Consider the following 13,738-nt stretch of genomic DNA (forward strand, 5'->3'; position numbering starts at 1 on the left):
AGGTATCAGGCAAGCTTCGCCCACTCGTCGCGCTGCATCACCTCGACGATGATCGGCACGGGGGTCATCAGGTGGGTGCGCATCATGGTTGTCGCTCGAACGGTATCGCGCGCAAGAATGGCTTCGACCAGCGCGGCATGTTCCTTGCGCTTGAGCTCCAGCGCTTCTTCAGAGAACACCGTTTGAGTCAGCCACAGATGGCGGTAGCGCTCGGCCTGGTCGAACAGGTAAGTACGCGCCTGGAGTAAATGCTTGGAGCCGCAGCCGAGCGCAATGGCACTGTGGAAAGCCTTGTGCCGCTCATCCCAGACGTCAAGCACCTTCTCGCGGGTTGTCACGTCCATCACCTTTGATAGCGTATGAGACTGCGCCAGGATCTGAGCCTCCCAGGCGTCGTCGCCACGCTCGATGGCCAGGCCCACAATCATCGCTTCAAGGTTGGCGCGAGCGTCATAGATGTCCTGCATTTCCTGCAAGGACATCGGAGCGACCCGGTAGCCTTTCTGACTGATGGCCACCACCAGGTGCTCTGCCACCAGTTGCGACAGTGCTTCGCGCAGCGGTCCGACGCCCAGGTCATAGCGCTCCTTGAGCCCGCTCATGAGGAGTTTTTCACCGGGCTTGAACACGCCACGGATGATGTCCCGCTTGAGCCGCTCATACCCACTGAATGCAGCGTTATGCCTGGGGGTGAGGCTATCCAAGGTGCTGCTCCTAAACTCGCCAAAGCCTAATCATACCCAAACATCTATCAGACGAAAAACTTTAGACCAAACGGTGTTTTGTCGCCTAAATATAAAAATGTAGACATTTTAATTTTATGGCGATATTTTGCCCCGTGCCTCCAGACCTCTGCTGGAAGGCGTTAATCACTACCTTCTGCCCAGGAATCGCCGCCATGAACGCCTTTACTCAGATTCAGGACCTTGTGATGCCGCTGCCATCGCAGAGCAAGGGCTTCACCCTCACCCCCTCCAGCCAGTCGCCGCGCCTGCTGGAACTGAAATTCGCCAGGGAAACCGTCGATGCGTTCGTCAAGGCGGTGGCCCAATGGCCGGTCCAGGCACTGGAGTACAAGTCGTTCCTGCGTTTTCGCGTTGGCCAGATCCTCGATGAACTGTGCGAAGGCACCCTGCGCCCGATCCTGGTCAACACCATCCTGGACCGCGCCACCGGCGGCCTGCTGATTACCCCTGAAGGTCTGGACGACGTGTCCCAGGCCGATGACATGGTCAAGTTCTCCTCGGCCGTGGCGCACCTGATCGGTCGTTCCAACTTCGACGCCATGAGCGGCCAGTTCTACGCCCGCTTCGTGGTGGTCAACACCGACAACTCCGACAGCTACCTGCGCCAGCCACACCGGGTCATGGAACTGCACAACGACGGCACCTTCGTCCAGGAACGCACCGACTACGTGCTGATGATGAAGATCGACGAGCAGAACATGGAAGGCGGCAACACCCTGCTGCTGCACCTGGACGACTGGGAAGACCTGCACCAGTACTACACTCACCCGCTGGCCCGTCGTGAAATGCGCTTCACCGCACCACCAAGCAAAAACGTGCGTGAAGACGTATTCCACGCGGTGTTCGACAACGACGCCGAAGGCCGCCCGACCATGCGCTACATCGACCAGTTCGTGCAGCCCAAGGACTTCGAGGAAGGCATCTGGCTGAACTCGATGAGCGAATCCCTGGAAGGCAGCGAGAACAAGGTATCGGTACCGGTACCGGTCGGCAGCTTCGTGCTGGTCAACAACATGTTCTGGCTGCACGGCCGTGACCGCTTCACCGCCCACGAGGGCCTGCGTCGCGAGCTGATGCGCCAGCGCGGCTACATCAGCTTCCAGAAAACCCTGTACCAGCGCGGCCAGTAATGCTCGCCATGCACTGAAATGACCAGGGCCACCGCGTGTGGCCCTCGTCGTTCCCAAATAAAAAACATCATTTCTGTGGGTGCAAGCTAATGGCTGTGTACGACTTCATCATCATCGGTGGTGGCATTGTGGGCATGTCCACGGCCATGCAACTGACCCAGGTTTACCCGGACGCCAAAATCCTCCTGCTGGAAAAAGAGTCCGGCCCGGCCAGGCACCAGACCGGCCACAACAGCGGCGTGATCCATGCCGGCGTCTACTACACCCCCGGCAGCCTGAAGGCGCGGTTCTGCCTGGAAGGCAACAAGGCCACCAAGGCCTTCTGCGACAAGCACAGCATCCGTTACGACGAGTGCGGCAAGCTGCTGGTCGCCACCAACGAACTGGAAATGCAGCGCATGAGCGCGCTGTGGGACCGCACCGAGGCCAATGGCATCAAGCGTGACTGGCTATCGGCCGCCGAATTGCGCGAGCGCGAGCCGAACATCGTTGGCCTGGGCGGTATCTTCGTGCCTTCAAGCGGCATCGTGAACTACGCCCAGGTCACCACGGCCATGGGCCGTGAATTCGAGGCCGCCGGTGGCGAGATCCGCTACAACAGCGAAGTGCTCGCCATCGACGAGCGCCCCGATGAAGTCGTGGTACGCACCGGCAACCAGGAGCACCACGGGCGCTTCCTGATCACCTGCTCGGGCCTGATGGCCGACCGCGTGGTGCGCATGCTCGGGATCCAGCCGAACTTCATCATCTGCCCGTTCCGCGGCGAGTACTACCTGCTGCCCAAGCAGCACAACCAGATCGTCAACCACCTGATCTACCCGATCCCGGATCCGTCCATGCCGTTTTTGGGCGTGCACCTGACCCGCATGATCGACGGCACCGTCACCGTAGGCCCCAACGCGGTGCTGGCGATGAAGCGCGAAGGCTATCGCAAGACCGATATCTCGCTGTCGGACATGTTCGAAACCCTGACCACCCCGGGCATTCTCAAGGTACTGATGAAGAACCTGCGCCCGGGCCTGATCGAGATGAAGAACTCGCTGTTCAAGGGCGGCTACCTCAAGCAGGTACAGAAGTACTGCCCGAGCATCAACAAGAGCGACCTCACCGCCTACCCGGCCGGTGTGCGCGCCCAGGCCGTGTCGCTGGACGGCAAGCTGATCGACGACTTCCTGTTCGTCAACACCGCCCGCAGCGTCAGCGTCTGCAACGCCCCGTCGCCTGCCGCCACCTCGGCCATCCCGATCGGTGCGCACATCGTCGACAAGGTCCGTGAGCAACTGGCCAAGTCCGGCGCCACTTTTGTGAAACCCGTCAACTCCGCTCGGCCCGCCCCTCTGGCGGCTTCCGTCGCAACTCGATAAGAAGGAATTTCGCGTGCAACTCAACGATCCGCAACTGTTCCGCCAACAAGCCTACATCGACGGTGCCTGGGTAGACGCCGACAACGGCCAGACCCTCAAGGTCAACAACCCGGCCACCGGCGAGATCATCGGCGGCGTGCCGAAAATGGGCGCAGCCGAGACCCGTCGCGCCATCGAAGCCGCCGATAAGGCGCTGCCGGCCTGGCGTGCCCTGACCGCCAAGGAGCGCGCCAACAAGCTGCGCAAGTGGTTCGAGCTGATGATGGACAACCAGGAAGACCTGGCCCGCCTGATGACCCTCGAACAAGGCAAGCCGCTGACCGAGTCCCGTGGCGAAATCGCTTACGCCGCCTCCTTCCTGGAGTGGTTCGGCGAAGAAGCCAAGCGCGTTTATGGCGACATGATCCCCGGTCACCAGGTCGATAAGCGCCTGATGGTGCTCAAGCAGCCGATCGGTGTGACCGCGGCCATCACCCCGTGGAACTTCCCTTCGGCGATGATCACCCGCAAGGCCGGCCCAGCCTTGGCCGCCGGTTGCACCATGGTCCTCAAGCCGGCCTCGCAAACGCCCTACTCGGCCCTGGCCCTGGCGGAACTGGCCGAGCGCGCCGGCATTCCCAAAGGCGTGTTCAGCGTGGTCACCGGCAGTGCCGGCGAAGTCGGCGCAGAGCTGACCGGCAACCCGATCGTGCGCAAGCTGACCTTCACCGGCTCCACCGAAATCGGCCGCCAGCTGATGGTCGAGTGCGCCAAGGACATCAAGAAGGTCTCGCTGGAGCTGGGCGGTAACGCACCCTTCATCGTGTTCGATGACGCCGACCTGGACGCCGCCGTCGATGGCGCACTGGTCTCCAAGTATCGCAACAACGGCCAGACCTGCGTCTGCGCCAACCGCCTGTACATCCAGGACGGCGTGTACGACGCCTTCGTCGAAAAACTCAAGGTCGCCGTGGCCAGGTTGAACATCGGCAACGGCCTGGAAAACGGCATCACCACCGGCCCCCTGATCGACGCCAAGGCCATGGCCAAGGTCCAGGAACACATCGACGACGCCGTGAGCAAAGGCGCTCGCGTGGTGGCCGGCGGCAAGCCGCACGCCCTGGGCGGGACCTTCTTCGAGCCGACCGTGCTGGTCGATGTACCGCGCAACGCCGCCGTCGCCAAGGAAGAAACCTTCGGCCCGCTGGCACCGCTGTTCCGCTTCAAGGATGAAGCCGATGTGATCGCCATGGCCAACGACACCGAATTCGGCCTGGCCTCCTACTTCTATGCCCGCGACCTGAGCCGAGTGTTCCGTGTGGGCGAAGCGCTGGAGTACGGCATCGTCGGCGTCAACACCGGGATCATCTCCAACGAAGTAGCGCCGTTCGGTGGCATCAAGGCCTCGGGCCTGGGCCGCGAAGGCTCCAAGTACGGCATCGAGGACTACCTGGAAATCAAATATCTGTGCATCGGCATTTGATATTTCGCGTTTGAAACACAGCTTTTTTTCATTAACAAGGCCGCTGCTGTTGCGGCCCATGAGGCAAGGCAAGCATGAGCGATACCAACCAATCCCTGCAGCAACGTCGTATGGACGCCATTCCTCGTGGCGTTGGCCAGATCCACCAGATCTTCGCCGACCGAGCTGAAAACGCCACCGTCTGGGATGTCGAAGGTCGCGAGTACCTCGATTTTGCCGGCGGCATTGCCGTGCTCAATACCGGCCACCTTCACCCTAAAGTCATGGCGGCCGTGCAAGCGCAACAAGCCAAGCTGACCCACACCTGCTTCCACGTCTTCGCCTACGCGCCGTACGTCGAGCTGTGCGAAAAGCTCAACAAACTGGTCCCCGGCGACTTCGCCAAGAAGACCCTGCTGGTCACCACCGGCGCCGAAGCCGTGGAAAACGCCATCAAGATCGCCCGCGCCCACACTGGCCGCACCGGCGTGATCGCGTTTACCGGTGCCTACCATGGCCGCACCCACTACACCCTGTCGCTGACTGGCAAAGTGGTGCCCTACTCCGCCGGCATGGGCCTGATGCCCGGCGGCATCTTCCGCGCCCTGTACCCTAATGCACTGCATGGCATCAGCACCGACGACGCCATCGCCAGCATCGAGCGCATCTTCAAGAACGACGCACAGGCCAGCGACATCGCCGCGATCATCCTTGAGCCGGTGCAAGGCGAAGGCGGCTTTACCGTCGCGCCGAAGGACTTCATGCAGCGCCTGCGCGCCCTGTGCGACGAGCACGGCATCGTCCTGATCGCCGACGAAGTGCAAACCGGTGCCGGCCGTACTGGCACCTTCTTCGCCATGGAACAGATGGGCATTGCTGCCGACCTGACCACCTTCGCCAAATCCATCGCCGGCGGCTTCCCGCTCGCAGGTGTGGCCGGCAAGGCCGAGATCATGGACGCCGTGGCCCCGGGTGGCCTGGGTGGCACATATGCCGGCAGCCCCGTTTCATGCGCCGCTGCCCTGGCGGTGATCGAAGCCTTCGAAGAAGAGCAGTTGCTCGATCGCGCCAAAACGGTTGGCGAAATCCTGAGCAGCGGCCTGCGCCAGATCGGCGAAAAACACAGCAACGTCCTGGAAGTGCGCAATCTCGGCGCCATGGTCGCCGTGGAACTGTGCGAAGGCGGCGATGCCAACAAACCGGCCGCCGAATTGACCGGCAAGATCGTCGCTCGCGCCCGCGACAAGGGCCTGATCCTGCTGTCGTGCGGTACCTACTACAACGTCCTGCGCATCCTCGTGCCGCTGACCGTCAGCGACGCCGATCTTCAGCGTGGCTTGCGCATCATCGGCGAGTGCTTCGACGAACTGGCGTAAGGCTCGCCGTCTGTCACTGCAATGAGCTGACCATGGTGGCCCCGCTATCCGCGTACCAGGGCCGCCCTGTTTTCGCTTCGGCAAGGACGCTGCTTGAGAAAGGTAAGACCATGAATAACAAGCACAATAACAACCTCAGTCACGGGCTCAAATCCCGTCACGTCACCATGCTCTCGATTGCCGGCGTCATCGGTGCAGGCCTGTTCGTCGGCTCCGGTCGCGCTATCGCAGAGGCGGGGCCCGCTGCCGTGCTGGCGTACATTTTCGCCGGCATCCTGGTGATTCTGGTCATGCGCATGCTGGCCGAAATGGCCGTGGCATCGCCCGACACCGGCTCCTTTTCCACGTACGCAGACCGTGCCATCGGCAAATGGGCCGGTTTCAGTATCGGCTGGATGTACTGGTGGTTCTGGGTCTTGATCATTCCGATCGAAGCCAACATCGCCGCCACCATCATCAACTCCTGGATTCCGCAACTGGAGATCTGGGTGCTGTCGCTGGTCATTACCCTGCTGCTGACGGCCACCAACCTGTTCAGCGTGAAGAACTACGGTGAGTTCGAGTTCTGGCTGGCCCTGGTCAAGGTACTGGCCATCGTCGGTTTCATCACCCTGGGTATTTGCGCCATCATGGGGCTGCTGCCCGACACCGGCGTCAGCGGCGTCTCGCGCCTGTGGGACAACGGCGGCTTCATGCCCAATGGCTTCGGTGCCGTGATCAGCGCCATGCTCATCACCATGTTCTCGTTTTTGGGCGCGGAAGTGGTGACCATCGCGGCGGCCGAATCGGACGCCGCCGAGAAGCAGATCTCCAGGGCCACCAACTCGGTGATCTGGCGTATCGCGCTGTTCTACATCCTCTCGATCTTTATCGTCGTTGCCCTGGTGCCCTGGAACGATCCACGCCTGGCCACCGAAGGCTCGTACGTGACCGTGCTGGAAATCCTCGGCGTGCCGAACGCCAAGATGCTGATCGACGTGGTGGTGCTGACCTCGGTCACCAGCTGCCTGAACTCGTCGCTGTATACCGCCTCGCGCATGCTCTTCTCCCTGAGCAAGCGCGGCGAAGCCCCGGCCTGTGCGAACTACACCACCAGCAGCGGTACACCGATCTATGCGGTGTTGCTGTCGACCGGTGCTGCGTTCCTGACCGTGATCGCCAACTACATGGTGCCGTCCAAGGTGTTCGGTTTCCTGATGGCCAGCTCCGGCACCATCGCTCTGTTGGTGTACCTGGTGATCGCCGTGTCCCAGCTGCGCTTGCGCAAGAAACTGATCGCCGAAGGCAAGCAATTGGGCTACCGCATGTGGTTGTTCCCGTGGTTGACCTGGGCGGTGATCCTGTTCATTTCCATGGTCCTGGTGGTGATGTTGTTCCGTCCCGACCATCAGCTGGAAGTGGTCGCCACCGCCGTGTTGAGCGTGCTGGTGGTGTTCTCCGGCCTGCTGGTGAGCCGTCGCCATGCCAAGGCCCGCGCCCGCATGACCGCCCAAGGCGGAATTCCGGTATCGACCGGACGTTGATGCCAATGAAGGGGCGCAAGCCCCTTCCCATTTAAAGCCCTTCCCTTTTTGAAGAGATCCTCATGATGAGCAAAGATCTGTCGCTGGCCGAAAAAGACAAGCAACACCAATTGCACCCCTACACCGACGCCCGCGTGCACGAAGAAGTCGGCCCACTGATCATCGAGCGGGGCGAGGGCATTCACGTCTATGACGACCAGGGCAAACAGTACATCGAGGCCATGTCGGGCCTGTGGAGTGCCGCGCTGGGCTTTTCCAACGAGCGCCTGATCAAGGCCGCCGAACAGCAACTGCGCCAGCTGCCCTTCTACCACCTGTTCAGCCACAAGGCCCATGCCCCGAGCATCGAGCTGGCGGACAAGCTGATTGCCATGGCACCGGTACCCATGAGCAAGGTGTTCTTCACCAACTCCGGCTCCGAAGCCAACGACACCGTGGTCAAGCTGATCTGGTATCGCAACAACGCCATCGGCAAGCCGGCCAAGAAGAAGTTCATCAGCCGCGTCAACGGCTACCATGGCATCACCATCGTCAGTGCCAGCCTGACCGGCATCCCGGCCAACCAGCGCGGCTTCGATGTACCACTGGCGGGCTTCCACCATGTCGGCAACCCGCACCACTACCGCCATGCCCTGCCCGGTGAAAGCGAAGAACAATTCGCCGACCGCCTGGCCGCCGAGCTGGAAAGCCTGATCCTCAAGGAAGGCGCCGAAACCGTCGCGGCCTTCTATGCCGAACCGCTGATGGGCGCCGGAGGCGTGATCGTGCCGCCACGCACCTACTGGGACAAAATCCAGGCCGTGTGCCGCAAGCACGACGTACTGGTCGTGGCCGACGAAGTGATCTGCGGCTTTGGCCGTACTGGCAATATGTTCGGCTGCCAGACCTTCGGCATCCGCCCGGACGTGATGGTGCTGTCCAAGCAGCTGTCGTCCTCCTACCAGCCGATCTCGGCCATCCTGATCAACGATGAGCTGTACCAGGGTATCGCCGACCACAGCCACAGCCTGGGCACCCTGGGCCATGGCTTCACCGGCAGCGGCCACCCGGTTGCCGCCGCCGTGGCCCTGGAAAACCTCAAGATCATTGAAGAAGACAAACTGGTGCAGCACGCCGCCGCCAAGGGCGAAATCCTCCAGGCCGGCCTGCGTGAATTCGCCAGCCATCCGCTGGTGGGTGAAGTGCGTGGCGTGGGCCTGATCGCCGCCGTCGAGCTGGTGGCCGACCGTGAGACCAAGGCGCCATTCGACGTAGTGGGCAAGCTCGGCCGCTACCTGGCCGGCCGCGCCCAGTTCCACGGCATGATTACCCGCAACATGGGCGATGCCATTGCCTTCTGCCCACCGCTGATCTCCAGTGAAGCCGAGATCCGTTTGATCCTCGAGCGTTTCGCCCGCTCCCTTGAGGATACCCAGCGCTGGTTCAACGCTAGCCGCTAGGAGCCTGTCGGACTTGACCACGGCAAGAGGGAGACTGCAGAACCGGAGCAAGGCATTTTTTGACGAGGCGCCGCGCCTTTCCCCACGAGTTGATTGGCGCGGTACTGGAGCGGCGTGTTTGCGCGCCTGAGCCTCTGGGGGGCTGCCGTCAGGGCGCACTTTTCGACGGCGTGCCGCTCAGCCGCGCGTTGCTCGATCCTGGCCTTGGCCTGGGCAATCGCACTGAGTCGATCTTCACGCCGGGCAATCTCGGCCGGCACATCCATGCCATCGGGCACGGTGGCACGGTCGCTGTTCTCGGCCAGCGCCAACAACTGCTGGACTTCCTGACGCAACTGCCCTTCGATCTTGTTGGCATGCGCCCAGGACAAGGCCCTATGTTTACTGGCGCTCCTAGACGGTTGAATATGCCCCCCTCGCTGCTGGCCAATGAGCACCGATCAATAGCCTAGCCTTGGGTCCCAAGGAAGCACCCCACCGCCTGGCGGTCCGGCGCACTGGCCAATCCCGCGTAAGGCATATACGTGCCAGGCACGGCGGCCTGGGGTTGGGCGATAAACGGGTCCAGATTATCGGCGTCCCATTTCACCGTGCGAGTTTTCATCGCCTGGGAATAGGTGAAACCTGCCACAGAGCCACTGGCTCGCCCATAGAGCTGATGCAGGTTTGGACCCACGAGGTTTTCACCGGCCTTGAGGCTATGGCAAACCCCACATTCACCGGCAAACACTTGTTGCCCCTTTTCCACTTGGGCCGGTGCACACTGCGCGGCGTGCAGTGCCGCGCTGCCGAGCAATGAGAACAAAGTGATACCGACAAGCGCAGGCGCGCGGTGGCAAACAATAGAGCTGAACATAGGGAACTACCCGATGATGACTGACGTCGGGATTTTCTCCGCAACACCCATATGGGTGTTTTTTGCTGCCTGCCAGATGCATTGTCCTGACTGCCAGTTGCACAGCAAGCGTTCGTCGGCTGGCGCAGCAGGCCGCGATGGCTGTGATATACCGAACTGATTCGAAGGAATCCTGGAACGCTTTGACGATCTGATTGAACCCTCAGGCCAGACAGAAGGCCACTCTCAACAGCGAGGTTTTTCCTCATGAACTCCCTTCACTGTGTCCACCGCAACTACACCATTACCGCCAACGTCGAAGAGCATCCCGGCATTCCAACGCCCTGGGCTGGCGGTTGCCTGATCACCAGCCCCGATGGCCATACCACCCGACGCCTGCCGTTGCCGTTGAAAGTGGCGTTTTTATCGGAACTGGAAAATGCCCAACGAGCGTCTATCGCCCACGGCAAGTGGCTGGTAGACCAACAGTTGGATCGGGGGCAAGCACTGTTCGAAACGCATCCCCCGACAGGGATCAGTGCAGCTGCAAGGTCGAATTGATCTGACTGATCGCATCGACCACATGGCGTGAGCCCTGCTGGATTTCCAGGATCACCTCGCCGGCTTCGTTCGCCAGTTCCACGCCAAGCCCGGTACGGCTGAGGCTTGACTGCATACTCGCGACCGCGCTGAGCGACAGGTCGTGGTTTTGCCGCACCACTTCGACAATCTCCAGGGTCGCCTGGCTGGTGCGCGCCGCCAGGCTGCGCACCTCATCGGCGACCACTGCAAAACCACGCCCATGCTCCCCTGCCCGCGCCGCCTCGATTGCGGCGTTGAGAGCCAGCAGGTTGGTCTGGTCGGCGATGCCACGGATGGTCTGAACGATTTTGCCAATCACCTGCGACTGCTGGCTGACCGCATCGATACTGCGCGCCGCCTCGTTCAGCTCCTGAGAAATTTCCTCGATCACATGCACCGTTTGCTGGACCACATGCGAGCCCCTCTGCGCACAGGCATCGTTCTGCACTGAGGTGGCGTGGGCGGCATCGGCGGCGCTCTGTTGGGTGATGACTTGAGTGGTGATGTCGGTGGCGAACTTGACCACTTTGTACAAGCGGCCCGTGGCATCGAAAATCGGGTTGTAGGAGGCTTCCAGAAACACCACTTGCCCTTGTTTGTTGACCCGCTCAAACCGGCGGGAGTGAAATTCCCCCCGGTTCAAGGACACCCAGAAGTCCTTGTACGCCGCACTCTCGGCTTCGCTGCGATGGCAGAACAGGCTGTGGTTACGGCCCACGACCTCATTGAGCGAATAGCCCATGGTATGGAGAAAGTTTTCGTTGGCGCTGATGACATTCCCTTGCGGAGTGAATTCCACGGTGGCCATGGAGCGGCTGATGGCGTCGATCAGGCTTTTACTTTCGTGCTCACGATTGACGCGTTCGGTGATGTTGCTGGCCACCTTGATCACGCTGACCACTCGCTGTTCGGCATTGAGCACCGGCATGTAACTGGCTTCGAGCCAGACGTGGCGGCCCTGCTTGTCGACCCGCGCGAAGGTGCCGCTGAGCGCCTCCCCTCGGGCAAGATTTTGCCAAAAGCGTGCATATTCAGGGGTCTTGCTGAATTTTTCTTCGCAGAACAGTCGATGGTGCTTGCCACGAACTTCATCGGCGGAATAGCCCATGGTCCGGCAAAAATTGTCGTTGGCATCCAGAATGATGCCGTCGGGGCTGAACTCGATCATGGCCATGGAGCGACCGATCGCGGCCAGCTTTGCTTCGGTGACGAGCAAAGCGGCCGTGCAACGGGCAATCTCTGCCCGGTCGGTTTTGCGGTGGGAGTTAAACATGGGCAGACCATCCTTGCGCGACTTTATTATTTAACGGAGGCATCAAGAAACTTGAACCACAAACCGCAAATTCCACGCACAGACAACTGTGTGGGGCTACCCCCTCATTAAGCAATTACAGAAATTGCAACGCTGATCATAGCCAGCCGCGCTGCGAGTGCAAGCACATTGATATCATCATGGCCTGGCTTCAAGTACTTTCGCGCACCATCAGTTCGAAACCCAGATCCTGGGTCAGGCCGTGGTCGGGCTTGCCGTCCATGCGCGCGAGAAGCATCTGTGCCGCACGCCGACCGATAGCCGCTCGCGGAGTACGGATTGACGTCAGGCGCGGCACCATATGCGCCGAAGCGGGCAAGTCGTTGAAGCCGATCATCGACACCTGCCCCGGCACCGCGATGCCCTGGCGCAAAGCTTCAAGAATCGCACCTTGGGCCAGGTCATCGTTGCAGAAGAAAATCCCGTCGACGTCCGGGTGGCGACGCATCAAATCACTGAACAGCTCGCCGCCCATGCCAATCGACGAGGGTGCCGGTGTCAGGCACTCCAGCGCCTCATCGTAAACGCCGGCCTCACGCAAGGTGCGACGAAAGCCTTCGCCGCGCTGCATCACCCGCGGGTCCAGTTGCGCGGCGACAAACGCCAGGCGCCGCCGCCCTCGCTCCAGCAGATGCTGGGCGGCCACGGCGCCCGCCTGGATCTGGGAGAAACCCACCGAGGTGACACCTGGCGTCGAATCCAGCTCCATCATGTGAACGCACGGCACACCGCTGGCCGCCAGCATGCGCCGCGAACCTTCGGTGCGGTCAAAGCCAGTCAGCAGAATGCCCCCCGGCTGGTAGGCCAGGTAGTTGCGGATGAGGTTTTCTTCAACGTCGACATCGTAATGAAAGTTGCCGATCAACACTTCCAGGCCACGCGGACGCATGACCTCATGGATGGCTTCGAGTGTGTCGATAAACAGCTGGTTGGACAGCGACGGGATCAATACGACAACCGACTGGCTTTTTGCCGACGCCAGCGCGCGAGCTGCAGGGTTGGCGACATAGCCCAGGGCCGAGGCGGCTTCCTGAACCTTTTTGACCAGCTCCGGCGCCACGGTGGCGACACCGCGCAGGGCCCGGGAGGCCGTGATGGGAGACACTCCGGAAAGTCGCGCAACTTCCGCCAGCGTGGGACGACCGGTAGTTCGAGAGCCAATGCGGGTCATGGATATGATTATTTTCGACTTGCCAAGAATGGGGAACCGGCACTAAGGTAGCGCTGTCTCGAGCTGGGAGCAATCGCCATTTGTTTCCAGGCCTTATGAGAGCGCTTCAAACTGCTCAGACAAGACCAATAACACGAGGGTGCAGCGCCTGCGGCGGTCGAATTCATTCGACTAAGATAGCGCTGTCTTTCCCGCAGGAGGTAACGATGAATTCCCCTCTCCCCGCCTTGGTCGTGATGGGTGTAGCCGGATGTGGCAAAAGCTGCATCGGCGAAGCCATTGCCAACCACAGTGGCGGCCGCCTGATAGAAGGCGACGCGTTTCACCCTGCTGCCAATATCGCCAAGATGAGCGCCGGTATCCCACTGGACGATGATGATCGCGCCGGCTGGCTGGTGCGCCTGGGCGAAGAACTCAGCGCTACCGTGGCCAACGGCGAGCGCCCGATTCTCACCTGCTCGGCCCTCAAGCGCCGTTACCGCGAAACGCTGCGCGCGGCGGTGCCGAACCTGGGTTTTGTCTTCCTCGAACTGTCCCCGCAAGAAGCCGAACGCCGGGTCACCGCCCGCCCCGGTCACTTCATGCCGGCCAGCCTGATCGAGAGCCAGTTCGCCGCGCTGGAATCGCCGGTGGGTGAAGTCCTGACCCTGGCGCTCGATGCCACACAGCCTGTTCTGACCCTGGCAGAACAGGTCGATGACTGGCTGCACAGCCAAGACATCAGCCTCTCTCGTACCGCGTGAACCTTCACTCGGCCCACTAAAGACAGCGCTACCTTTTACCGTACCGCACACAACAACAACTCGAGGCACTGAGCCC

12 protein-coding genes and 2 pseudogenes are annotated in these 13,738 nt (G+C 61.2%); 8 read left to right on the top strand and 6 right to left on the bottom strand.

Annotated features, from left to right (window positions below):
• Positions 1-5: 5 nt before the first annotated feature.
• Positions 6-704: a DNA-binding transcriptional regulator CsiR gene (gene csiR, locus GUY40_RS16770; protein WP_166570030.1), complete on the bottom strand. Its 699-nt coding sequence runs from the start codon at positions 702-704 to the stop codon at positions 6-8.
• 194 nt (positions 705-898) lie between these two features.
• Here csiR and glaH point away from each other — a divergent pair, with 194 nt between their 5' ends.
• The 6 genes from glaH to GUY40_RS16800 all read left to right on the top strand — a co-directional run bounded on the left by glaH (position 899) and on the right by GUY40_RS16800 (position 9,019).
• Positions 899-1,876, top strand: a complete 978-nt coding sequence (gene glaH / locus GUY40_RS16775) for a glutarate dioxygenase GlaH (RefSeq protein WP_166570031.1) — start codon at positions 899-901, stop codon at positions 1,874-1,876.
• 95 nt (positions 1,877-1,971) lie between these two features.
• Positions 1,972-3,240, top strand: coding sequence for an L-2-hydroxyglutarate oxidase (lhgO, locus tag GUY40_RS16780; protein ID WP_166570085.1), 1,269 nt, complete (start codon positions 1,972-1,974; stop codon positions 3,238-3,240).
• Positions 3,241-3,253: 13 nt separating this feature from the next.
• Positions 3,254-4,702 (top strand): NADP-dependent succinate-semialdehyde dehydrogenase, encoded by a 1,449-nt coding sequence (gabD, locus tag GUY40_RS16785; RefSeq protein WP_166570032.1) that lies wholly within the window; start codon positions 3,254-3,256, stop codon positions 4,700-4,702.
• Between the two features lie 74 nt (positions 4,703-4,776).
• On the top strand, positions 4,777-6,057 hold the full coding sequence (gene gabT / locus GUY40_RS16790; RefSeq protein WP_166570033.1) for a 4-aminobutyrate--2-oxoglutarate transaminase: 1,281 nt from the start codon (positions 4,777-4,779) through the stop codon (positions 6,055-6,057).
• A gap of 110 nt (positions 6,058-6,167) precedes the next feature.
• Positions 6,168-7,580 carry a GABA permease gene (gene gabP, locus GUY40_RS16795; RefSeq protein WP_166570034.1) on the top strand — a complete coding sequence of 471 codons (1,413 nt, stop codon included), beginning with the start codon at positions 6,168-6,170 and terminating at the stop codon, positions 7,578-7,580.
• Positions 7,581-7,642: 62 nt separating this feature from the next.
• Positions 7,643-9,019 carry an aspartate aminotransferase family protein gene (locus GUY40_RS16800; protein WP_371924837.1) on the top strand — a complete coding sequence of 459 codons (1,377 nt, stop codon included), beginning with the start codon at positions 7,643-7,645 and terminating at the stop codon, positions 9,017-9,019.
• A 26-nt stretch (positions 9,020-9,045) separates the two neighbouring features.
• On the opposite strand, the pseudogene GUY40_RS28820 reads toward GUY40_RS16800, so the two are convergent.
• Both GUY40_RS28820 and GUY40_RS16810 read right to left on the bottom strand, forming a co-directional pair.
• Positions 9,046-9,411 (bottom strand): annotated as a pseudogene (locus tag GUY40_RS28820) (IS5/IS1182 family transposase); the annotation flags it as partial.
• Positions 9,412-9,467: 56 nt separating this feature from the next.
• On the bottom strand, positions 9,468-9,875 hold the full coding sequence (locus GUY40_RS16810) for a cytochrome c family protein (RefSeq protein ID WP_166570035.1): 408 nt from the start codon (positions 9,873-9,875) through the stop codon (positions 9,468-9,470).
• A 246-nt stretch (positions 9,876-10,121) separates the two neighbouring features.
• On the opposite strand from GUY40_RS16810, the gene GUY40_RS16815 reads away from it, so the two are divergent.
• Positions 10,122-10,415, top strand: coding sequence for a hypothetical protein (locus tag GUY40_RS16815; protein WP_166570036.1), 294 nt, complete (start codon positions 10,122-10,124; stop codon positions 10,413-10,415).
• On the opposite strand, the gene GUY40_RS28825 is transcribed toward GUY40_RS16815, so the two are convergent.
• From GUY40_RS28825 to GUY40_RS16825, 3 genes and pseudogenes are all read right to left on the bottom strand, one after another.
• Positions 10,390-10,884, bottom strand: a complete 495-nt coding sequence (locus tag GUY40_RS28825; RefSeq protein ID WP_371924839.1) for a methyl-accepting chemotaxis protein — start codon at positions 10,882-10,884, stop codon at positions 10,390-10,392. The genes GUY40_RS16815 and GUY40_RS28825 overlap by 26 nt on opposite strands.
• 42 nt (positions 10,885-10,926) lie before the next feature.
• Positions 10,927-11,709 (bottom strand): annotated as a pseudogene (locus GUY40_RS28830) (PAS domain-containing protein); the annotation flags it as partial.
• Positions 11,710-11,899: 190 nt separating this feature from the next.
• Positions 11,900-12,919: a LacI family DNA-binding transcriptional regulator gene (locus GUY40_RS16825; protein ID WP_166570038.1), complete on the bottom strand. Its 1,020-nt coding sequence runs from the start codon at positions 12,917-12,919 to the stop codon at positions 11,900-11,902.
• A gap of 206 nt (positions 12,920-13,125) precedes the next feature.
• Here GUY40_RS16825 and GUY40_RS16830 point away from each other — a divergent pair, with 206 nt between their 5' ends.
• Entirely contained in the window at positions 13,126-13,662 is a 537-nt protein-coding gene (locus GUY40_RS16830) for a gluconokinase (protein WP_166570039.1), read from the top strand.
• Positions 13,663-13,738: the final 76 nt, after the last annotated feature.

The sequence above is a fragment of the Pseudomonas sp. R5(2019) genome, assembly GCF_009905435.1.
GTDB lineage: Bacteria > Pseudomonadota > Gammaproteobacteria > Pseudomonadales > Pseudomonadaceae > Aquipseudomonas.